A 23,283-nucleotide genomic window follows, 5' to 3' on the forward strand; every position below is an offset into this window, starting at 1 on the left:
GTTTAATCTTATCTTTGCACATATTTTTTCATAATAAATTAGAGGAAATTTCGTTCAAATTAGTTTTTGTAATTAATCCTTTAAAATTTAAAATTACTAGTGAATACAAAATCATATTTTTTTCAGTCTTTCGCCATTGTTGCATTAGCATTTGTTGCTTTTATTGGATTCAAGCAAGTTTTGCCTAATAAAATTTTTTCTGAAAGCAAAATCAATTCGAAAAACGTATTAATCGACAGTTTGCTTTTGGAAGCTGTTGCTAAAGATTCTTTAACAGAAAACGACAGCATTGACGCAATCGAAGACGCTCAAGGAAAAGAAGAAATCGTTTATGAAAATATCGAAGGAATTGAATTTCCATCTGAAACTTTTGATAATTATAAAGGATATCAATACCTGATTTCGTTTTATGAAAAGTTATATCAATTAGAAAAAAATCCAGAATCGAATGTCAGAATTGCGTATTACGGTGATTCAATGACCGATGGCGACTTAATTGTTCAAGATGTAAGAAGCAATTATCAGGAACGTTTTGGAGGAAATGGCGTTGGTTTCGTTTCGATTACTTCAGAATCTGCGGCGTCGCGCGGTTCTGTAAAATCTACTTATTCTAAAAACTGGAAAACACAGTCGTATTTAAATGTGAAAAGACCTTCAAGCCCTTTTGGAGTAAACGGACATGTGTTTTTTGCCAATGATAAAACCAATCCAACTTGGGTGCAATACGAAGCTGGAACTAATAAATATTCTACTACTTTAGATAATCCAACTTTGTTTTACGGAAAAGCTTCTAAAAATGGTAAAGTGAATTTTATTATCGGAAAAGATACGCTGAAGAAAAATCTGAATCCGAATAATTTAGTTAATACTTTAAAAGTAAATTCGGGTCACTTAAAAGCTTTTAAAGCTAATTTCGTAAGTGCAGATTCGATTCCAATTTATGGTTTCAATTTTGATAACGGAAGCGGTGTTCACGTAGATAACTTCTCTCAAAGAGGAAATTCAGGATTGCCAATTTCGATGTTTAATGCCAATGTAATGCAAGGTTTTAATCGCAGTCTGAAATATGATTTGATTATTTTGCATTACGGAACGAACGTGTTGAATTACGGAACCAAAAATTATGCTTGGTACGAAAGAGGAATGACGAAAACAGTAAATAAGATAAAAGAATCTTTTCCAGGCGTTTCAATTTTAATTGTTTCAACAGCAGATAAATCGACCAAATATGATTTGGAAATGAAAACAGATTCGGCTGTTGTGCCTTTAATGCGATCACAAAAAAGATATGCGTTGGATACGGAGTCTGGTTTTGTGAATTTATATACTTTGATGGGCGGCGACGGATCGATGGTAAAATGGGTTGATGAAACTCCGGCCAAAGCCAATAAAGATTACACGCACTTTAACCAGCGTGGAGCAAAAGCAATTGGAAATTTATTATATACTCAATTAAATAAAGGTTACGAAGAATATAAAATATTGCGTGAAAAACGCGAAGCTGTTTCGAATCAGAAAAGAGCAGCTCGAAAAACCAATGCAGATTCTACCTCTGTTATAAAAGATAGTGTAAATGAATAAACTGATTATTTTTTTCTGTTGTCTTTTTTTATCTCCAAATGATAAGACACAAAAAACAGATTCACTTCCAACAACAAAAAATATGATTCATAAAGTCGATTCAATCGTAGCTGATCCTGCTTCTGATGATCAAATTTATAATGCGAAAGTATTAAATGATTTTTTCGAAAAGTTAAAGGAAAATGAAAACCATAACAATCAAAAAATAAACATTGTTCATATTGGCGATTCGCATATTCAGGGCGATTTAATGACCAATGAAGTGCGTAAAAAACTGCAGCAGCAATTTGGAAATGCCGGCAGAGGTTTAGTTTTTCCGTATCAGCTTGCTAAGACAAACGGATCTTATAATGAACGTTTTTATTCAAACAGAACTTGGGAAAGCTATCGAAATATTCTTCCAACAAAAAATGCTCCTATTGGTTTAAGCGGTATCGGGCTTTGGCGTGACAACGGCGGTTTTGCAGTAGAATTGCGAGTGAAGGACATGGCTTATAAATTTAATACGATAAAAATTATTACGCCGCAAAATCAGCATATGTTTGATTTAGCAACTTCATCTCAAGTCAATTTGATTCAGTCTTCAGAGAAAAAAGTAATCACGCATAAAATTAAAAAAGGAGAAGCAATTTCGACGATTGCAGACAAATACAATATTTCGGTTACGGATATTAAAAAAGCTAACGGATTAAAATCAAATAATATTCGTGCGGGCCGAACATTGAAAATTCCGACAAACGAAACGAAACAGAAAACGATTAAAAGTTCTGAATTTGTTCCTTTAAATTTAGAAACAGATTCTTTTTGTCATTATTACAATTCAGATAAAGCTTTAGAGAAAATTTATTTGGTTCCGAATAAAGAAGTTTCAAAATACGAATTAAACGGAATTGTTTTAGAAAAAGATGCTCCGGGAATATTATACAGTGGTATTGGCGTAAACGGCGCTAAATATTCAGATTACAATAAATATCCTTTGTTTTTTGAACAGCTGAAAGCAGTGCATCCAGATTTACTTGTTTTTTCACTCGGAACAAATGAAAGTTATGACAAATTAGAAACTGAAAGTTATATTAGACATTTGAGAGAATTTATAAGCAATATCAAAGCTCAAAATATAAATGTTCCAATAATCGTGATGACGCCGCCGCCATCTTTGCTTAGAAAAAAGCCCAATACTTACATTCGAGATTATACAAAAGAAATTTTGGAAATCGCAGAAAAAGACGGTTTTGCCGTTTGGGATTTATACGATGAATTTGGAGGAATGGACGGAATTCGGAAATTAAAAACTCAGAAATTAATTGGTCCAGACTGGGTTCATTATTCTAAAAAAGGATATGAAAAACAAGGCGACTTGTTTGCACAGGCAGTTTTAAAAGCATACGATAATTTTAAATCAAAGAATTAAATTGATAACAATAGATAGCATTAATGATTGGTTCATCCAAAATTTTGGTGCAATTGCAATAGAACAAGTTAAAGGCTGGTTTGTTTATAATCCAGACGAAAAACTATTATTTAATACGGGTTTATTCCTAGGATTATTTCTGGTTTTTTATTTTGTGTATGCTTTTTTACGCAAAACATTTTATTTGAGATTAACCTATGTTATTCTTTTCTCGCTTTTCTTTTATTACAAGTCAAGCGGTGTTTACTTTTTGCTTTTATTACTTTCCTCAGTTGTAGATTATGGACTGAGCCAGATTATTTATAGAGCAACAAAAGACAGTACCAAGAAAATATATCTTGTAATCAGTGTAATCTTGAATTTAGGATTGCTGGGCTATTTCAAGTATATGAATTTCATGATTGTGACTTTCAATGATATGTTTTATGGTAATTTTAAGCTTCATGATGTTTTTCTTCCTGTCGGAATTTCGTTTTATACTTTTCAGTCGATGAGTTATATTATCGAAATTTATCGTGAAGAAATTAAGCCAACAAAAAATTACATCGAATATTTATTTTTCGTTTCATTTTTCCCGCAGTTAGTTGCCGGACCAATTGTACGTGCAAAAGATTTTCTTCCGCAGATTTATCAAAAATTAAATCTGACAAAACAAGATGTAAACAATGCTTTGTTTTTGATTATTGGCGGATTAATCAAGAAAACCGTAATCTCAAATTATATTTCAATAAACTTCGTTGATCGTGTTTTTGATACGCCAATGAGTTATACTTCGTTCGAGAATTTGATGGCTTCATATGGTTATGCAATTCAAATTTATTGCGATTTCTCAGGATATTCAGATATGGCAATCGGAATCGCTTTATTGCTCGGATTCAAATTGCCGGTCAACTTTAGAACGCCTTATAAATCAACTTCGATTACCGATTTTTGGAGAAGATGGCATATTTCGCTTTCAACTTGGCTGAAAGATTTCTTATATATTTCGATGGGAGGAAACCGTGAAGGTTCTTTCGCCGGATATTTATTCCCAAGTTTATTCTTCTTCGGATTATTGCTTTGGGGAATTACAAGTTACAATACCAGTATAATTCCGCTGATTGTTGCATCAGTTTCAATAGTGCTTTTTTGTTTGTCATTTCTGCTTTCCAGCAAAAAGAAACAAACTTTAGTAACGAATCTGAATTTATTCACCACAATGCTTTTGGGTGGATTGTGGCACGGAGCAGGAGCACAGTTCATTGTTTGGGGAGCTTTGCACGGATTAGCTTTGGCAATTCATAAAATTTTTGTCGAATTTTTTCCTTCTAAAAAAGATAAAAAACCGAATTTCTTGTGGAGATTCTTTTCAATTTTAATCACATTCCATTTTGTGGTTTTCTGCTGGATCTTTTTCAGAGCCAGAGATTTTGAAACAGCCTTGCAGGTAATTAATAATATTGGACAATTAACATTCGAACCAGAACTTTGGAAAACAATCGTTATAGGCTATAAAAACGTATTCGGATTAATGTTATTTGGTTATGTTTGGCATTTCTTGCCAGAATCTTTCACAAACGGAATGAAATCTGTTTTTGATAAAACACCGTTGTTAATAAAAGCGGTAATTCTAGGTTTCGTTTACTGGATTGTTTACGCAACAGCAGTAGCGGGATCACAGCCGTTTATTTATTTTCAATTTTAATTTAAAAGGTTCAAAGAGACAAAGTAACAAAGGCGCAAAGGTTTTATTCTTTGCGCCTTTTTTTCTCTCGCAGATTTTGCAGATATAAGTGATTTTTTTCATACTCAATCTAAAAAATAATCTGTTTGATCTGCTAAATCTGCGAGAAACAAAAAACTTTGCGATTTCGCTCCCGATAGTTATCGGGATTGCGAGCAAAAAAAAGTTGCGTGCTTTGCGTAATACTTTGCGTTCTTTGCGGTTAAATTAAAGCGAACTTTGCGGTTAAAACCATTTAAATAAAAATTGCTTGAAATATCTAATTAGATTATCTTTGCACTTCAAATAAAGAAAATAATATGTTTGATAATTTAAGCGATAAGTTAGATAAAGCGTTCCATATATTAAAAGGGCACGGTAAAATTACAGAAGTAAACGTTGCCGATACTTTAAAAGAAGTTCGTCGTGCATTGCTTGATGCCGATGTTAACTTTAAAATTGCTAAAGATTTTACAGCTAGAGTAAAAGACAAAGCAATTGGTCAGGACGTACTTACAACATTACAGCCAGGACAATTATTAGTAAAACTGGTAAAAGATGAGTTGACGGAATTAATGGGTGGAGATGTTGCTGGTGTTAACTTATCAGGAAATCCAACTGTTATTTTGATGTCAGGACTTCAGGGTTCTGGTAAAACTACTTTCTCTGGAAAATTAGCCAACTTTTTAAAGACTAAGAAAAATAAAAAACCACTTCTTGTAGCGTGTGATATCTACCGTCCTGCGGCGATCAATCAGTTGCATGTGGTTGGAGATCAAATAGGTGTTGAGGTTTACTCAGAACCAGAAAATAAAAATCCTGTTGAAATTGCTCAAAACGCAATCAAACACGCAAAAGCAAACGGTTTCAATGTCGTAATTGTCGATACAGCCGGACGTCTTGCAGTAGATCAGGAAATGATGGACGAAATTGCACGTGTTCACAAAGCAATTCAACCTCAGGAAACATTGTTCGTTGTAGACTCTATGACAGGACAAGATGCAGTAAACACTGCAAAAGCTTTCAACGATATCTTAAATTTTGATGGAGTTATTTTAACGAAATTAGATGGTGATACTCGTGGTGGAGCTGCGCTTTCAATCAAATCGATTGTAAACAAACCAATCAAATTTGTTGGTACTGGAGAAAAAATGGAAGCAATTGATGTTTTCTATCCAGAACGTATGGCTGAGCGTATCTTAGGAATGGGAGACGTTGTATCGCTTGTTGAAAGAGCTCAGGAACAATTTGATGAAGAAGAAGCTAGAAAACTTCAAAAGAAAATTGCTAAAAACGAATTTGGTTTTGATGATTTCTTAACGCAGATTCAGCAAGTTAAAAAAATGGGTAACATGAAAGACTTGGTTGGAATGATACCAGGTGCTTCAAAAGCCATGAAGGATGTAGAAATTGAAGATGATGCTTTCAAACATATCGAAGCAATCATTCACTCGATGACACCAATTGAAAGAAGCAAACCTGCCATAATCGACGTAAAAAGAAAAGCCAGAATCGCTAAAGGTTCCGGAACGAAAGTCGAGCAAGTAAATCAGTTAATGAAGCAGTTTGACCAAATGAGCAAAATGATGAAAATGATGCAAGGTCCGGGCGGAAAAAACTTGATGAAAATGATGGGAGGCATGAAAGGAATGCCAGGCGGAATGCCGAGATAATAAAATTAAAAGTTTCAAGTTTCAGGTTTCAAGTTTTGAGACTGAAATTTGAAACTTTTTTCGATAAAAGAAAGAGGGTTTCGTTTCAACTTGAAACATGAAACATGAAACATGAAACATGAAACATGAAACTTGAAACAACACAATTAAAACTTGAAACAAAACAATGCAACTACTAGACGGTAAAAAAACATCTAACGACATTAAAAACGAAATTGCAATCGAAGTTCAATCTATAAAAGCTGCGGGAGGAAAAGTACCTCATTTAGCTGCAGTTTTGGTTGGTAACAATGGTGCAAGTTTAACTTACGTAGGAAGTAAAGTAAAATCATGTCAGGAAATCGGATTTGATTCAACTTTAGTAAGTCTGCCGGAAACAATTACCGAAGAAGAACTGCTTGCTAAAATTAAAGAATTAAATGAAGATGACAACTTAGACGGGTATATCGTTCAGTTGCCTTTGCCAAAACATATTGACGAGCAAAAAATCTTATTAGCAATTGATCCTGATAAAGATGTAGACGGATTTCACCCTACAAACTTTGGTAGAATGGCATTGGAAATGGAAAGTTTCATTCCAGCAACACCATTTGGTATCATGGAATTGTTAGAGCGTTACAAAGTTGAAACTTCAGGAAAACATACTGTTGTAATTGGAAGAAGCCACATCGTTGGACGTCCAATGAGTATTTTAATGAGCCGTAAAGGAAACCCAGGAGATTCTACAGTTACTTTGACTCACAGCCGTACTAAAAACTTAGAAGAATACACTAAAAACGCTGATATTATTATTACAGCTTTAGGAGTTCCAGAATTTTTAAAAGCGGATATGGTAAAAGAAGGAGTAACAATCATTGACGTTGGAATTACACGTGTAGAAGACGCATCGAACGCAAAAGGATATGTTATAAAAGGTGACGTTGATTTTGACGGAGTAAGCAAAAAAGCTGCATTTATTACACCAGTTCCTGGTGGAGTAGGACCAATGACAATTGCAATGTTGCTTAAAAATACGCTTTTAGCACGCAAAATGAGAAGCGCAAGAAATAAATAATTTCTTTTCAAAATACTAAAAAAAGCCTGTTCGTTTGAGCAGGCTTTGTTGTTTTTAATATTTAATTAATAGTTTAAACTTTTGGGTCTTAAAAATAAAGGATACTTTTGCACCACTTAAAAAAAATAACACTTCTCCAAATGGACGATTATTATTCGTTAGTATTTAATTAAAGCAGCTTTTGAAATTTCAAAATGCTGCAGTAAAACCCTGTATTTTGAAATGAAAGCCCTTTACACAAACAACAACGGATTGGTAGAAATCCAAAAATGGACTCCAAATTGCTGGATTAGTATTGAATCTCCAACAGAAGCAGAAAAAAAATATTTACTAGAAGAACTTCAAATTCCCGAAGCATTCTACAATGATATCGAAGATATCGACGAAAGACCCCGTATAGAAATTGAAGACGGCTGGACTTTGATTATAATGCGTGTTCCTATAAAAAGCAACGACATTAAACTTCCTTTTCAAACCATTCCATTAGGAGTAATTTTTAAAGATGATGTTTGCGTAACGATTACCTTTTACAAAACAGAAATTATACATGATTTTATGTTGTATTCAAAACGTAAAAACATTCAAGTTAAGGATAATTTTGACTGGGTTTTGAGATTACTTCTGTCATCAAGCGTTTGGTATCTGAAATATTTAAAACAAGTCAATCAAAAAATTAAACTTGCCGAAGATAATTTAGAAAAATCAATCAAAAACGAAGAATTGCAGGCCTTGCTTCAAATCGAAAAATGTTTGGTTTTCTTTATTACCTCTTTAAAGGCAAATGACGTATTATTTCAACGCATCAAAAACTTAAAAGCGCATAAAGCAGATTACGATTCTGATTTGTTAGAAGATGTCGAAATCGAATTAAGCCAGGCGCAGGATACGGCCAATATTTACAGTAATATCTTGACTGGAATGATGGACGCTTATGCTTCTGTAATTTCAAATAATATGAATAACATCATGAAGCAGATGACTTCCATTTCAATCATTTTAATGATTCCAACCCTAATTGCCAGTTTGTACGGAATGAACGTGCCAAATGGTTTGGAAGAAAGCAAATACGGAATCTGGATTTTGCTTTTAGTCTCCATAATTTTATCCGCTTTTGGAGTCTTTTTATTCAAAAGAAGAAGATGGTTTTAATTCCAATACCTAAATAACAAAGCCTGTTCGTTAAGAATGGGCTTTTCGCTTTTATATTTTGGGCGTGACCGTATCTGTAAAAGGCGCTATTTAACAAACCGCTTAGGTGCGCCTTTCACAAATACGGTCGGGCTATCCGCGCTACTTCGGTAGCCAGCTCCTATCCCTCACGCAACTCGTAGTTCTTAAGATCGTACGTTCCTTCAATCCCGAAGCTTCGGGACAAAACCTTTTAGGTATAATTTCAATCGGATAAATAAAAAATTATTTTTTTTAGCTTGCCAATTCAAAATAAATAATAACTTTGTACTGCAAAGTACTTTAATTATGAATCAGAAACACCAAGAAGATTTAGCGCATATTCGTTCCATGATGGAGCGTTCTTCAAGATTTATATCCTTAAGCGGACTTTCAGGAGTTTTTGCTGGACTTACGGCCTTAATAGGCGGTTTGTATGTTTACCAGCTTTTTAAAATAAATGGTATTGAATATTTTACAGATGATCACATTTTATTGTCTGGTAAACTGGTTTTTCATTTATTCTTAACTGGTGTTGTAATTTTAGTATGTGCTTTTGTATTTGGAGCCTTTTTTACCATCAGAAAAAGCCGAAAATACAATTTGCCTATTTGGACATCGGCAACAAAAAATATGCTGTTCAATTTAGCTGTTCCGCTTGCCGTTGGAGGAATATTTTGTCTGGCTTTAATCTATCAAGGAAATTACGGTTTGATTGCGCCGTCAACTTTAATATTTTACGGACTTGCAGTTGTAAATGCAGAAAAATACACTTTTTCAGATGTAAAATATTTAGGCTTTTCGGAACTAATTTTAGGATGTATTTCGCTTTTCTATATTGGATATGGTTTAATCTTTTGGATCTTTGGATTTGGAATCCTGCATATCGCGTACGGATTAGTGATGTTCAAAAAATACAAATAACCCAATGGGAATTATTGATAAACTAAATAAAGATTTTGAGAGCCGTGTCAGACTGGGTATTATGTCCGTTCTGATGGTTAACGACTGGGTAGATTTTACCGAGATGAAAACGCTTTTGAATATCACCGATGGTAATTTAGCAAGTCATTCCTCCGCGTTAGAAAAATCAGAATATATCGAGGTTAAGAAAGAATTTGTGGGCAAAAAGCCTAAAACATCTTATCAGGTAACACCGCGTGGCCGCGCGGCATTCAAAGAGCACCTTTCTTATCTTGAAAAATTAATGAAATCGTAATAACTCTATTTTTTTGTTTAATAACTTTGAAATGCAAAGTACTTTTAATTTTTAATCATGAAAAAACATCACATTATTTTTGTCTGCAGTTTTATTTTTTTACTGCTTTTTTATAGAGAAGATCCAGGACTTAACTGGTCTATTTTCGGACTTGTGCTAACTGGTTTTATTTGCTATGTCTTTCAGGATAAATTTACTGAAAGAACACATTTGATCTTAGTTGTAACATCAATTCTGTCATGTCTGGCTTTTGGTTGGTACGGTGACGCACCTTCGTTTTTTGCTATGGCAATGTCAATATTGTTTTTACAATTCAAAACGCAGGACAACAAATTAAAAATCATTCAGATTTTCCCGCTGGTGTTCTTAAACGGAATTGTTTCATTAGGGCGTATTTGGATCTTTAAGCAATGGCTTCCAGAGAAGAAAATCCATAATAATTTTGCCAAAAAACTAATTGCGTTTTTTGTAATTCCTGCCATTTTCCTTGGACTGTTTTTTATTGTCTATTCTTTTGGGAGCGACCATTTCTCATCATTATTTACAGATTATACTTTAGATGTTGACGTTCCACAGCTTTTACTCCTTAGCATTGCAGGGTTTTATATTTCATTCAGTTTTTGGAATTACTGGGTACCGGAAGTTTGCTATGAAAAAAATGAACTACTTGACAATGAATTTAAAAATATAGACGAAGTCAAAAACCAGAATACATTTTCATTCCTTGATTTAGATTTCGAAAGAAAAAGCGGTGTGATTACTTTAGTGCTGTTAAATTTGATGCTTTTGGTTTTTATTGCAACTTACAATTACGAACAGTTTTTTGAAGCAGTTACAGCACAGGCTTCTAAGTTGAGTGCAGATACGCATGAAAGGGTAAATTCTGTTATCTTTTCAATTCTGATGGCGGTTGGTGTAATATTATTTTATTTCAAAGGAGGATTCAATTTTGACAAAAAAGCAATCTGGCTTAAAAGATTGGCAAAAATCTGGATCTTTTTAAATGGAATTTTAATTGTAAGCACCTTTGTCAAAAATGCTGAATATGTTTCATTTTTTGGATTAACCTATAAACGTTTGGGGGTTTTTGCTTTTCTTGTCTTAGCAATTATTGGCTTGGTTTATTCTTATTTAAAAATTACGAAGCAAAAAACAAATGCTTATTTGGTCAATCAAATGGTCTGGTATTTTTATGGAACGGTTCTTTTGTGCAGTTATGTGAATTGGGGGAATCTAATTACAAATTATAATATTTCTGTAAATAAAGGAGTAACGCCACAATTTCTAAGCAGTTTGAATTTTAATGATGATACTCGAAGAGCGTATTTTTTAGAAAATCATTTAGATGGAAATAAAACTGAAATGCAAAGAGAGGAATTGATTGATTTTTATCAAAATTCTACTTTTTTGTCTAAAGCATTGTACTACGATTTTTTGAATAAAAAGAAGTAATCATTTAAATTGTAAATATTTTAAAAGCCTCATTATCATGTATAATGAGACTTTTAAATTTTATGATTTAGCAATCTGCGAAAGCAAATTCTTAAGAAAATCTTTACTATATTTGATTTGTAATAATTTTCGATACTTTTTTGATTACGCAGTTCTTAAATAGATTTTTTGTTATCCCAAAGTAAACTACATAAATATAATTAATAAATAGTATTATGGAAAACAACAACGACCAATTAAGGAGAAAGACAGTTAAACCGCCTGGAGAAAGAATTACAGAAGTTGTAAAAAATTCGAGAGGATTAATTAAATTTCCTGAAAACAAATCAAAATCTCTTTTATCACCTCTCGTAGAAGCTTTATATGATAATGATACAATAACTATAACAGCTGTCATTTTTGTACCACCTTTTCCGAATGAAGCGCTAGATCTTAAGATTTACCAAAACTGGTATACAGATATTGAAGGATTTCCGCAACTTCAATTTTTTGTATCATATGATATGTCTGAAACAGTTTCTAAAGATTTTTTCGTGTATGAGGTTACCTTCGAAGCAAAATCTCATCCTTTTGAGGATCAAATATCTCACATAAAAACGATTCAGACTTTTTTATGGGATATAGATCCTGTAACCTCGAGAGGTACTGTAACAACTGTACAATCAGCAGCCTAATTTAGTTCTGTAATTTTGATCTCTATAATCACAAACAATTAAAATATTAGTATTGTTTGTGATTAGAAATAACAATTCTGTTTCTTTCGATCACCTAAAAAATGGCAATGCTAAAAAGTATACTATTTAATTTTTTACTACTATTCTCTTCCCCTTTTTATCTTTATTCTCAAGGAAAAGTCATTCAGAATGATTTTTTTTCCCAAGAAATAAAATTAAAAGCAAAAGAATATAAAGACGATATCGATTTTTATAAGGCACAATATTATTTCACAAAAAAGAATTGGGATTCGACCTTAGTTTATTCTGTAAGGCAACTTGAAAGTAATAGGAATTCGGCAGTAACAGATTACTGTTATTATTTTAGAGGATTCAGTTTTAAAGAAAAAAAGTTGTTTAAAGAGGCTGTGAAAGATTTTAATAAAATCTCTGGAAAGTTTAAATTTTATTGCAAGGTTCAAATCAATCTTGGTGAAATTGCTTTAGAACAAAATAAATTTAAAGATGCTTTATTTTATTTTCATGCTGTAGAAAAGCCGGGAAATTATAATTGCAATTTTAAAAAAAGCAATGCTTTTCATAATATAGGATTATGTTATTTACATCTTGGCCAGTTTGATAAAGCAGAGACTTATTTGTTTAAAGCCTCAGAATTACAAGAAATTGAAAAAGATACCCTGTTACTTGTTGGATCTTACATGGACATTGCTAATTTGTATTATAATCAATTTAAAGACAGTCAAGCAATTCCTTACTTCGAAAAAGCATATAAGCTAGCGGCAAAAGTTAAATCGTTTGAACTAAAACAAAATGCCACTCTTAATATGGCAATTGTTGAAGAAAACAGAAAAAACCTCCAAAAAGCTTTAGTGTACCGCAAAGAATATGAATCATGGAGAGATTCGTTACGTGATCAAAATAAAGTTTGGGCGGTGGCAGATTTAGAAAAGAAATTTGCAGTAAAGCAAAAACAAAAAGAAATCGATGTTCTTGAAGCCGAAAATAAACTCAAAAATGCAGAAAGAAATATGTTTCTTATTGTATCCGTATTACTACTGCTTTTGTTTGGTGCCGGTATTTATTTTTATAGAGAAAAAAGTAGAAGCAATAAAATTATTCTAATTCAGAAAAATGAATTAAACGAATTAAATCATACAAAAGATAAGCTCTTTTCCATCGTAAGCCATGATTTGCGTTCTTCTGTTAGTGCTTTGAAAAGAAGTAATTCTAAATTATTAGAAAATCTTGAAAACAGAAATTTTTCAGAATTAGATGTTTTGCTGGCAAAAAATACTGCAATAACAAATGCGGCCTATAATTTATTAGATAATTTACTCAATTGGGCAATACTGCAAACGGCACAATCTTATTTTTATATTGAATCTCTTCATCTTCATTCAATTGTCGAACAAGTTCAATATAACTACAAAGCCTTATTACTGGATAAAGAAATAAGTTTTGAAAATAAAGTTTCCGAAGAAGTTTATATTCTTGCCGATCTAGATTCGCTAAAAATAATTATTAGAAATCTATTAGATAATGCAATCAAATTTACACCTTCGAAGGGAAGAATTTCTCTTTATACAGATTGTGACATCGAAGAGGATTTCTGTCATATAATAATTGAAGATTCTGGAATAGGGATGAGTCCTTCTCTTCAAAAAGAAATTTTAGAAGAATCGTTTCTGCTTTCAAAAAAACATTCAGATGATACTACAGGAACTGGGCTGGGAATGCAGCTCTGTAAAAACTTAATAAGCAAAAATAATGGAAAGTTGAAGATTAAGAGTGTAGAAAATCAAGGGACTAAATTCATTATAATACTGCCTAAGAGTAAAAAAAATGGATAATATAAATGTACTGGTAATTGAAGACAATAATGAAGAGAGTAGTTTAATTGCTTCTCTTCTCATTGCAAATGGTTACAATGTTGCCGGTGTTGCTACAACATTTAAACAGGCTTTAGATCTATTTTATAATAATGTTGTGGACATCATCATTATAGATATTTATTTAGATGGCAAACCAGATGGTATTACTTTTGCCGAAACGATTAGTATTGTTCCTAATGCTTTAAAGCCATTCGTATTCTTGACAAGTTCAAAAGATCGTGAAATTTTTGATCGTGCAAAACTGACTCGGCCTTTTAGTTTTTTACTAAAACCCTTTAACGAATTAGAACTTTTGTACTCACTCGAAATGGCAGTGGAAAAATTTTATCATCAGCCAAATATTCTAACGGGTAAAAATCAAAATGCGGTGATTAGTGATAAATACCTTTTTATTAAAAAAAACAAAGCACTCAAAAAAGTACGTACAGAAGATATCTCTTATATAGAAGTTGAAGATAGATATTGCAATATTATTACCGAGAAAGAAAAGTTTCTAATTCTAATGTCGCTAATTAAAATTTTAGAAATATTAGATCCGGTAAAATTTATTCGAACACATCGAAATTATATCGTAAACTCAAATAAAATTGTTGAAATTATTCTGAGCGATAATATGGTAATTTTAAAAGGAAATCATGCTGTAATACTTAGTGAAAAATATAAAGACTTTGTGAGCAAGTTTACCATATTAAAATAATCCGGAATTTATATAATTGACAAAAGTAATCCTTCTTCTTGAAGGATTTTTTTTTTAAATAATCTTATACCTCACTTATTAAATCTTGTACCAATAAATACTGCTCTCATACCATATTTTGATTTACAACTTAAATTATGAGATAGCTTTACTATTGAAAATCAAATTGTTGCTAGCGTTTTTTGATTTTTGTTGAGTATAGTGGAGTTCAGAATCCACTTTAAAAAACGAGGTGTATCCGAAAAACCAAACGAGTAGGTAATTAAATAATTTTTATCATGCCAATCGATACTACTCCGTCCACAGTGGCGACAAATGCCTTACAGGCATTACCGTTTTCATCCCTTATTGGTGGTCCTCTTGATGCTGCAATCAAAGCCCAAGCTATGGCGGCTAAAACAAGTTGGGAATTTATTCAACAAGTAGGTCTTAACGAAGACAAAGCGACAGGAAAAAGAGAAGCAGTTAACGTAACGTTTTATTACAACAAAAACGGACAAATGACAAAGCTTATCGTTCCGCTCTTGACTATTGTGCCAATACCGTATATCGCGATAGATGAGGTGCAAATTAATTTTAAGGCTAATATTTCGGCATCTTCATCTTCAGTTTCTGAAACCTCTTCATCCGAAAGTACAGAAGCAGGAGGTAGTGCAAAAGCAAGTTTTGGTTATGGACCTTTTAGTGTTTCAGCCGAGTTTAAAGCGAATTATTCAAGTAAAAAAGATTCAAAAGCTTCTGAAGAGTCTAAATATTCTGTAGAATATACGATGGATGTACAAGTACATGCAGGACAATCAGACATGCCTGCCGGACTTGCAACGGTTTTGAATATTCTGCAATCAAGTATTACAGATGCAAATTCAAAAGGAACGTTTACTTTCTCTCCTGCAAATCCTCAGGTTGATGCAGCTACTTTAGCTAAAGACGGAAAATTTGCTGTAAATATAACTGCAAATATTAAAGACTCTAACGGACTTGTTTTAGCTGGTGAAAAAGTTACGTTTACACCTGATGCAGGTAAAAACATCACTTTTGATGCTGTACCAGAGCAAACAACAGACGATAATGGTAATGTAACCTTTACTGTAAATGGTACATTAACTTCTGTAGATGCTTACAGCGAAGCAGTAGGCTTTACACTAGCAGATGCTAAACAAGGATTAAGCGCGTCTGGCGTACTATCTTTCATTGGTCAGTTACCAACGACTTAATTGATTTTTTAACCTTAAATACGTACAGCCATGACAGTGGAAAATTTATTTACAGATGTTCTTAATAACCTCGTAGAGGCACAGTATGAATCTTACGTATTTTCTCAGAAATTAGGTGAGCGGGATAACAACCTGCTCCCTATTCCTACTGCTGAAATAAAACAGATTACGCTAGATATAAACTATGCTTACGAGAAAAAAGATGAAATAGGGTATCAAGAAAGTTTTGATATAGCCTTGATATTTAGCAAGATGAAAAGATTGATAAAAAAGACTTTACTAAGATATCAAAAGAAGATTATTGATGAGGTCGATCTTTCTCCGGAATCTTCGAATGTCAAATGGCTGGAGATCAAAAAAAATCTTTCATCGGGAAAATTAATTGATTTTATGCTTACTGATATAAAAACGCCTTTTGTTAATGAGCTCGATACTCTTCTTAATAAATCAAATGAGAAAGAGTTGGAGCACTATCAGATTGTGGCAAATACATTAATTCCGCTTGCACAAGATACAGTGGAACGAAATGTTTTAAACCATCAGCATATGGCACCGTTTAGTAAGCACATTAGTCTTGATCATGTTTCAGAGAAAGTCAAAAACAATCTCGATAAACATATTGAGGAAATTGATGATTCTGTTAAGTCTTCTGTAAAATATATTCCAAAAAGCATAAATATAATTGTAGATGCGCAACTTTTAAAAGAGCTTCCGCCAGATGCAATACAAAAAGCTAAAGTAGTCATGAAAATGCGAAATATAATGGTAGAAAGAGTACCGGCAAATACATCAGAAAAATGAGAAAAGGATTATTCAGTACAGGGGCAACAAGACTAACAGATATTTTTCTGGCCCCTCTCGAAGCAGTTATTCAGGCTGATATTGATTTATCTGAGAGAATAACCAAGTTTATAATGGACTATGGATTTGATGATTGGGACAAAAAAGGAAAATTGCCAAAACTGAAAATGGTCAGCTTTTCGTATACAAACGAACAAGGTAAAATTGAAGTTTTTAGTTTGCCTGTACTGTCCTTAATCCAGCTTCCTATGCTACGGATCAAAGACGCCAATTTTGATATGAAAGTTAAAATGATAACTGTAGACATAGACGAAGAGGAGCAACCTCCTTCATTGTTAGATGATGATGGGACAACTGCAAGATTGCCTCAAAGACAATCAGCGATAAAAGCTTTTTTGACTCCAAGTACCACTAGTAATATGGAGACTATGAAATCTAATATGAAGGTTAGACTCAACATGATTGATGGAGATATGCCAGGTGGTATTATTCAGCTTTTAGCAATGATGGGTGAAATTAATAACATAAAAGAAATAGAGTTATGAAAAATTCAAAACCAAAAGAGGAGCCTAACGGACTTGAATGTCCTGCCTGCAGATTCAAAATTAAGTTTACGATGATGGATCTTGTGATGAAGAAAAACATTATTTGTCCTGCATGTCATTTAACGATGGATATGGATGTTCCAGTAGACATGAAACGTCATTTGCAGGAAATCTCATTAGCAGAACAGATGGTGAGAGAGTCGAGTACTTTTTCAAGATAAGTAAGAAAATAATAAGTTAATTAACCTTTAAAAATTAAAACTATGAAAATTAATGATTTACAAGAAGAGAATGTTTTTAAACCCATTCATGGAAATACTCCATTAAGAGTTCCAGATACTACAATTGCACCTTATAAAACGGTTGGATTATTAGTTACTGTATTTCCTAGCACTACTGAAGAGTTTATAGGAACAGCCACCCTAATTGGGAAAAATGATGGAGACGAAGAAAGTTTGTATCTGTTAACCTGCGCTCATAATCTATACTCTAAAAACCGCGGAGGAAAAGCAGTGAGTGTTAAATTTATAAGAGCAAGCAACGTTCCAATAGTACCTTTTGGAGAGGTTGAGGCAGAAGGATGGTTTTATCCAAAAGGATACGAGAGCGTATCAATACCAGATGATGTTCCTTTAAGATTTTTAAATGAAAAACTTATTGAAGAAGATATTAATTTGGATTATGGCATAGTTAAATTGAAAAAAGCCATTAAACCGGGAGGAACTCTTCCTTTAATGCAAGTAAAAACAGATGTAGGACTTCAAAACAAACCATTACAAATTAATGGTTATGGATGGTTTAATGAAGCTATGTCGGCAGCGAAAGGCAATTTAACAGAAGTTAATCCTTTAAGTCTTCGCTATCCAATTTCAACTGTTAAAGGAGCAAGTGGATCTGCATTAGTGCTAGATGGCACAACAGAAATAATTGGGATTCATACTCGTGAAACCGATAAGGAAGTTAATCAAGGCGTACGTATTACACAAGAAGTTAAAGATAAACTTCTTAGCTGGATGGTATAATAAGTCTAATAAATAAAATGGTCGCTATATTTTATAGCGACCATTTTTGATTTATATTTAATTATCTCCTCTTTTCTTAAATCGAGGATCATGTTTCGAAATAAAAGTTGTTCTTCTATTTGAAGCTGGTTTTGGACTTTCAACTTTAGGTAAACTTGCTTCTTCGGTTTTGCTCGAAGGTTCAATTAACTGATTTAATTCTTTAATTTCATTATCAGTCAAATCGCGGTAACGCCCAACCGGAACATCTAAAGAAATATTAATAATTCGGATACGTTTCAAAGCCGTAACGTCATAACCCAAATATTCAGTCATTCTACGAATCTGACGGTTTAAACCTTGTGTCAGAATAATTTTGAAAGTGTATTTGCTAATTTGCTCTACTTTACATTTTCGGGTAACCGTATCCAAAATCGGAACACCATTTCCCATTCTTTCTATAAAACGATCCGTAATTGGTCTGTTTACCGTTACCGTATATTCTTTTTCGTGATTGTTTCTGGCGCGTAAAATCTTATTGACAATATCACCGTCATTGGTCATAAAAATCAATCCTTCACTGGCTTTATCCAATCTTCCAATCGGGAAAATACGTTTTGGATAATTAATATAATCCACAATGTTGTCTCGAACTTCAAGATTCGTTGTACATTCAATTCCAACCGGTTTATTGAAAGCCAGATAAACCAGTTTTTCATTTTTCTCCACAATCAATTTTCCGTCTATGCGTACTTCATCATCTGGCGAAACTTTAGTTCCCATTTCAGGCACAACTCCATTAATTGTTACGCGTCCTTCTTCAATTAATTTATCGGCCTCACGACGAGAACAATACCCGGTTTCTCCAATAAATTTATTCAGACGTTTTAAATTCTCTTCCATACTGCAAAAATAGGCAAAAGTTTAGACTTCTTAGAATTTTAGATTTTAGACTTCTTAGATATTTAGAAAAGAAAAAAACTTAGAACCTTAGCAACTTAGCATCTCAGAATCTTAAGAATGAAATTCAGAACTATCCTGCGGTGTCTCTTTCCGATCAAACATTCCATAATCGCGAACTACATGCGCAATCCTTAAATGATAATCTTTAAAAACTTCATTTCGTCCTTTAGCTTGTGCATGGCGATGCATTTCAAGATTTCGCCATTGCTGAATACTTTCTTCATCTCTCCAAAAAGACAATGACAAAACTTTTTCTGGATTGCTAAAACTCTGAAAACGTTCTATCGAAATAAATCCTTCAATGTGGTCTAATTCTGGACGTAAACCCGCGGCAATGTCTAGATATTCTTCTTTTTTTCCTTCATTCGGAATAACTTCAAAAATTACAGCTATCATATTTTTTGTTTTTTTATTGTAATGAAATCCAGATCGTTTTTGGTAATCTGGCGTTGATCATGGGTTCGTATTGAATATTATTTTCTAAAAGTTGTATCGTTTTATAGTTGTCAAATAAAAACCATAAAGCTTCAGTTGTCAAATGAATGGAAAAATATTTTGCCAGACACATATGACCGCCAATTCCGAAAGTTAGATTTTCATTATTGCTGTTTCTTTCAATATCAAAATCCAGTGTGTTTTCAAACTTTTCAGGATCGCGATTGGCTGATGCAAGAACGACTAATATTAAATCATCTTTTTTAATTTGGCTTTCGCCGATGTAAAAATCGTCAGTTGCAATTCTGCGAGTATTATGAATTGGAGGATCAAAACGCACAGTTTCAATAACCGATTTTTCAATTTCAGTTCTATTGGAAAATGTTTTATGATCAAGAATTTGCAGTAATGAATTGCTTAGAAGTCCACGTCCTGCATCAAAACTCTGAATAAATAGTCCAATCAAGTTACTAATACTTATTGTTTTTATTTCGTCAGGCGAAAGCGAATTCGATTCATGAATTTTAACTATCAAAGATTCATAAAAATTTAATGAAGAAAGTTGTTTTTCGACAATTGAAAATATGGCTGATGAAATTTCATTAATAGATTTTACTTGTGCTTCTGTTTTCTGCGGAAGCATTATTTTAACTAAAGTTTCAATTCGGTCTGAAATGAAATCACTATCTTTTTCTTCAAAGCCAAAACTTTTCAAAACAACCAAAACGGGTAATTTTTTACAAACCGAATTTACCCAATCGATTTTATTTTCGGTTAAATTATCTTTTATTAATTGAGAAATGATGGTAGTAGTTTCAACCGATTTCATTTTAGAAAATAACAACATCGCGATTTCTTTTGAAGTTTCATGTTGAATTCCATTTGATAATCGTGTCAGGTTATTTAAAATTTCCAATGCCTTTTGATTCAGTTTTTGTTCGTTGTTTTGATTTACAACCGGAATCTCAGCCTGTGGATTTTTCAAAATAGATATACAATCTTCATAAGAATATATCGCCCATATTTTATTAGATTCATCCCAATAAACAGGATTGTTTTGCAACATGGTTTTATAGATCAAATAAGGATTGCTGACATCAGATTGAAGGAATAAAGTCGAATTCATGTTGAATGTTTTTGACAAAGTTATTTAACTTTACAAAGCAATACTTCATTCTGCGCTTAACTATGAATATCGAAATGGAAGATCAGTTTATAAAAACGGCATCCTTAATTGGTGACCCAACGCGCGCCTCGATTCTGTGGACTTTAATGGACGGAAGAGCTTTTACGGCTACAGAATTAGCTGTTGCTGTAAATACTTCACCACAAAACATAAGCATGCATTTAGGAAAATTGCTTGATGCCGATTTACTTTGTGTAGAAAAACAAGGACGCCATAAATATTACAGATTTTCGAATAAAGAAGTGGCGTATGCGCTTGAAGCAATGGCAAGTTTAGTTCCGAAGCCTGAACTTTCTTCAAAAAATAAAACCGAAAATTATCCGCCAATAAAATTCTGCCGAACTTGTTACGATCATTTGGCCGGAAAAATTGGAGTTGCTTTAACCGATAGTTTATTGGAGCAAAAAATACTTGTAGAAAAAAGCAATGTTTTCGAAATTAGCAAAGAAGGAGAAAAATGGTTTTCGGATTTCGGAATTAATTTAGCAGAAGCTCAAAAACAAAAACGAATATTTTTAAAACCTTGTCTGGATTGGAGTGAACGAAGAAATCATATTGCAGGCTCAGTTGGAACTTTGCTTTTCAATAAAATGATAAAAGAAGACTGGCTCAGAAAAACTGAAAATTCACGCGCAATAATTGTTACGGGAAAAGGAGAGAAGGAGTTACTGAAGTATTTTAAGATTGTTGTTTAGACTCTTTAGATTTATTGATAAAGTTTGTCATTCCGAGGAACGAGGAATGATAAAAATGCGGTAAAACCTCTGTTCCTTTGTCTCTTTGTTACTTTGAGCCTTCAGAAAACAAAAACTCAATCACCTTATCATATAATTCATCATCATGCATGCCATGACCCAAACCTTTAGTTTCAATAAACTGGCTGTTTTTCCAATTGCTGGCGATTTTTTTTCCTTCTTCAAAAGCAACAATCTTATCTGAAGTATCATGCGCAATTAAACCAGGAACATTAAATTCGGAAGCAAATCGTTGTCCTGAAAAGTCTTCCAGTTTAAAGTTGAAACGTTCCATGAATTTGCTTTCTAAAAGTGAAAACATTTTGGTATTCAGACTTAACATTGCGATATAATTGTCAATCAAAGTTTTTAATTCTGATGGAGCGCCCAAAATCACCATTTTATTGATGCTGGTATTTGGAAATAAATATTGATGATAAACACAAGCCGCGCCGCCAATAGAATGTCCGATGATAATTTCCGGTTGATATTTTTCGACAGCTTTATTGATAAATTCAGCATAAAGCGGCACATTGAATTCTTTTCCACTGCTTTGCCCGTGCGCAGGTGCGTCGATAGCAATTATAGTACTTCCTGATTTTTGAAGATGTGGCAAGGTTTTTTTCCAGCGTGAGGCATTGCTTTCCCAGCCGTGTACTAATAAAATTTTGGTTTCATTTCCTTTCCATATATAAGTCTGAAAATGATGTTCATTATGGTGAAAAGTTTCGGTTTCTGTGTTTTTTAAAACTTTTGGAAGTGTTTCTTTTTGCAGTCTTCCAATTCTAGGCTGGCTGAAAAGTGCGTATGAAAGCTCAACAGCCTTTTGCGGACGAACATAACTCAAAAAGTTAATATATGACCCAACTGATTTTAATGTAATAAAACGAATTCCTTTTTTAATTCCCAAAACAAGTAATTTAAATGTAAAATAATATGCGGGAATCGATTAAAAAAAGTTTCGCCACGAATTACACAAATTTAGCACGAATTTTTATTCCATTTAGAAACAAATTGAAAATTAGTGGAAATTAGTGAAATTAGTGGCAAAAAAATATTTAACAAAAAAAAAGTCCCGATTAAATCGGGACCTTGTTATTTAGAATTTAGAGAACAATTGTTCCATTTTTTCTTTTTCTTCTTCAGCTAATTGAGTATCAACTAAAATTCTTCCAGAGTGCTCATCTGTGATGATTTTCTTTCTTGAAGCAATTTCAACCTGAGTTTGTGGTGGAATTGTAAAGAAAGATCCTGCTGAAGCTCCTCTTTCGATAGAAACAACTGCTAAACCATTACGAACACTGCTTCTGATTCTGTTGTAAGCAGCTAATAATCTGTCTTCGATTTGCGCAGCAAATTCAGCAGATTTCTCAGATAAGAAGATTTCTTCTTTTTGAGTTTCAGCCATAATTGCATCAAGTTCAGATTTTTTATGTTTTAAATGTGAGCTTTTTGCGTCAAGTTTTTCTTTTAAATTAGAAATAACTTCTTTTTTATGTTCGATAGAAGCTTTCATTTCTTTGATTTGCTTTTCAGCCAATTGAATTTCTAATTCTTGAAATTCAACTTCTTTAGTCAAAGAATTAAATTCTCTGTTATTACGAACTGATTCTTGTTGTTTTGTGTATTTTTTGATAACCTCTTTGTGCTCCTCAATAGCGTTTTTCTTTGCTTTGATTTGCTCTTCAATCACTTCAAGTTCACTTTTCAGTTTCTCTGAACGAGTGCTCAAACCTGCAACTTCATCTTCTAAATCTTCCACTTCTAAAGGAAGTTCTCCTCTTACGTTTCTGATTTCGTCAATTCTAGAGTCAATAAGCTGTAAATCGTATATTGCTCTTAACTTGTCCTCAACACTTAATTCTTTCGTATTCGCCATATT

The 23,283-nt window shown here is 33.0% G+C and carries 23 protein-coding genes; 18 read left to right on the forward strand and 5 right to left on the reverse strand.

The genetic code is table 11. From position 1 onward, the window contains the following. Positions 1-99 precede the first annotated feature (99 nt). From GKZ88_RS16335 to GKZ88_RS16415, 17 genes are all read left to right on the forward strand, one after another. A complete protein-coding gene (locus GKZ88_RS16335; protein ID WP_347343890.1) occupies positions 100-1,581 on the forward strand; it encodes an SGNH/GDSL hydrolase family protein in 1,482 nt (493 codons plus the stop codon). Then, positions 1,574-2,992, forward strand: coding sequence for a GDSL-type esterase/lipase family protein (locus GKZ88_RS16340; RefSeq protein WP_155103424.1), 1,419 nt, complete (start codon positions 1,574-1,576; stop codon positions 2,990-2,992). Before GKZ88_RS16335 ends, GKZ88_RS16340 begins: the two co-directional genes overlap by 8 nt. Before the next feature lies 1 nt (position 2,993). After that, a complete protein-coding gene (locus GKZ88_RS16345) occupies positions 2,994-4,676 on the forward strand; it encodes an MBOAT family O-acyltransferase (protein ID WP_155103425.1) in 1,683 nt (560 codons plus the stop codon). A gap of 338 nt (positions 4,677-5,014) precedes the next feature. Beyond that, positions 5,015-6,367, forward strand: a complete 1,353-nt coding sequence (gene ffh, locus GKZ88_RS16350) for a signal recognition particle protein (protein ID WP_133525404.1) — start codon at positions 5,015-5,017, stop codon at positions 6,365-6,367. Positions 6,368-6,533: 166 nt separating this feature from the next. Continuing rightward, positions 6,534-7,421, forward strand: coding sequence for a tetrahydrofolate dehydrogenase/cyclohydrolase catalytic domain-containing protein (locus tag GKZ88_RS16355; protein WP_155103426.1), 888 nt, complete (start codon positions 6,534-6,536; stop codon positions 7,419-7,421). 222 nt (positions 7,422-7,643) lie between these two features. Continuing rightward, the gene (locus GKZ88_RS16360; protein WP_155103427.1) at positions 7,644-8,570 is read left to right on the forward strand and encodes a magnesium transporter CorA family protein; all 927 of its coding nucleotides are present in this window, start codon (positions 7,644-7,646) and stop codon (positions 8,568-8,570) included. Positions 8,571-8,897: 327 nt separating this feature from the next. Continuing rightward, entirely contained in the window at positions 8,898-9,512 is a 615-nt protein-coding gene (locus GKZ88_RS16365; RefSeq protein ID WP_155103428.1) for a hypothetical protein, read from the forward strand. Positions 9,513-9,516: 4 nt separating this feature from the next. Further along, positions 9,517-9,807: a transcriptional regulator gene (locus tag GKZ88_RS16370; RefSeq protein WP_155103429.1), complete on the forward strand. Its 291-nt coding sequence runs from the start codon at positions 9,517-9,519 to the stop codon at positions 9,805-9,807. Between the two features lie 57 nt (positions 9,808-9,864). Continuing rightward, positions 9,865-11,259, forward strand: coding sequence for a DUF4173 domain-containing protein (locus GKZ88_RS16375; RefSeq protein ID WP_155103430.1), 1,395 nt, complete (start codon positions 9,865-9,867; stop codon positions 11,257-11,259). A gap of 215 nt (positions 11,260-11,474) precedes the next feature. Further along, entirely contained in the window at positions 11,475-11,933 is a 459-nt protein-coding gene (locus GKZ88_RS16380) for a hypothetical protein (protein WP_155103431.1), read from the forward strand. Between the two features lie 101 nt (positions 11,934-12,034). Next, positions 12,035-13,783 (forward strand): tetratricopeptide repeat-containing sensor histidine kinase, encoded by a 1,749-nt coding sequence (locus tag GKZ88_RS16385; protein WP_230392538.1) that lies wholly within the window; start codon positions 12,035-12,037, stop codon positions 13,781-13,783. Next, complete coding sequence (locus GKZ88_RS16390) at positions 13,776-14,522, forward strand: response regulator transcription factor (protein WP_155103432.1); 747 nt, start codon at positions 13,776-13,778, stop codon at positions 14,520-14,522. The genes GKZ88_RS16385 and GKZ88_RS16390 overlap by 8 nt, the downstream gene beginning before the upstream one ends. A gap of 278 nt (positions 14,523-14,800) precedes the next feature. Further along, positions 14,801-15,736 carry a DUF2589 domain-containing protein gene (locus GKZ88_RS16395; protein WP_155103433.1) on the forward strand — a complete coding sequence of 312 codons (936 nt, stop codon included), beginning with the start codon at positions 14,801-14,803 and terminating at the stop codon, positions 15,734-15,736. 30 nt (positions 15,737-15,766) lie between these two features. Then, positions 15,767-16,537 (forward strand): hypothetical protein, encoded by a 771-nt coding sequence (locus GKZ88_RS16400; RefSeq protein WP_155103434.1) that lies wholly within the window; start codon positions 15,767-15,769, stop codon positions 16,535-16,537. Then, on the forward strand, positions 16,534-17,082 hold the full coding sequence (locus GKZ88_RS16405; RefSeq protein WP_155103435.1) for a DUF2589 domain-containing protein: 549 nt from the start codon (positions 16,534-16,536) through the stop codon (positions 17,080-17,082). Before GKZ88_RS16400 ends, GKZ88_RS16405 begins: the two co-directional genes overlap by 4 nt. Beyond that, the gene (locus GKZ88_RS16410) at positions 17,079-17,303 is read left to right on the forward strand and encodes a hypothetical protein (protein WP_155103436.1); all 225 of its coding nucleotides are present in this window, start codon (positions 17,079-17,081) and stop codon (positions 17,301-17,303) included. The genes GKZ88_RS16405 and GKZ88_RS16410 overlap by 4 nt, the downstream gene beginning before the upstream one ends. A 42-nt stretch (positions 17,304-17,345) precedes the next feature. Continuing rightward, positions 17,346-18,104 carry a trypsin-like peptidase domain-containing protein gene (locus GKZ88_RS16415; RefSeq protein ID WP_155103437.1) on the forward strand — a complete coding sequence of 253 codons (759 nt, stop codon included), beginning with the start codon at positions 17,346-17,348 and terminating at the stop codon, positions 18,102-18,104. Positions 18,105-18,161: 57 nt separating this feature from the next. Here GKZ88_RS16415 and rluF read toward each other — a convergent pair whose 3' ends face one another. The 3 genes from rluF to GKZ88_RS16430 form a co-directional block, all read right to left on the reverse strand. Continuing rightward, a complete protein-coding gene (rluF, locus tag GKZ88_RS16420) occupies positions 18,162-18,986 on the reverse strand; it encodes a 23S rRNA pseudouridine(2604) synthase RluF (protein ID WP_155103438.1) in 825 nt (274 codons plus the stop codon). Positions 18,987-19,097: 111 nt separating this feature from the next. Further along, a complete protein-coding gene (locus GKZ88_RS16425; protein ID WP_155103439.1) occupies positions 19,098-19,442 on the reverse strand; it encodes an antibiotic biosynthesis monooxygenase in 345 nt (114 codons plus the stop codon). Between the two features lie 13 nt (positions 19,443-19,455). Next, a complete protein-coding gene (locus GKZ88_RS16430; RefSeq protein ID WP_155103440.1) occupies positions 19,456-20,607 on the reverse strand; it encodes a cytochrome P450 in 1,152 nt (383 codons plus the stop codon). A gap of 62 nt (positions 20,608-20,669) precedes the next feature. Between GKZ88_RS16430 and GKZ88_RS16435 the strand changes: the two genes are divergently transcribed. After that, positions 20,670-21,362: a winged helix-turn-helix domain-containing protein gene (locus tag GKZ88_RS16435; protein ID WP_230392539.1), complete on the forward strand. Its 693-nt coding sequence runs from the start codon at positions 20,670-20,672 to the stop codon at positions 21,360-21,362. Positions 21,363-21,450: 88 nt separating this feature from the next. On the opposite strand, the gene GKZ88_RS16440 is transcribed toward GKZ88_RS16435, so the two are convergent. Both GKZ88_RS16440 and GKZ88_RS16445 read right to left on the reverse strand, forming a co-directional pair. Beyond that, positions 21,451-22,311, reverse strand: coding sequence for an alpha/beta hydrolase (locus GKZ88_RS16440; protein WP_155103441.1), 861 nt, complete (start codon positions 22,309-22,311; stop codon positions 21,451-21,453). Between the two features lie 189 nt (positions 22,312-22,500). Further along, entirely contained in the window at positions 22,501-23,280 is a 780-nt protein-coding gene (locus tag GKZ88_RS16445) for a C4-type zinc ribbon domain-containing protein (RefSeq protein ID WP_155103442.1), read from the reverse strand. Between the last annotated feature and the right edge of the window lie 3 nt (positions 23,281-23,283).

Origin of the sequence: Flavobacterium sp. LC2016-01 (assembly GCF_009711135.1) — a bacterium.
Lineage (GTDB): Bacteria > Bacteroidota > Bacteroidia > Flavobacteriales > Flavobacteriaceae > Flavobacterium.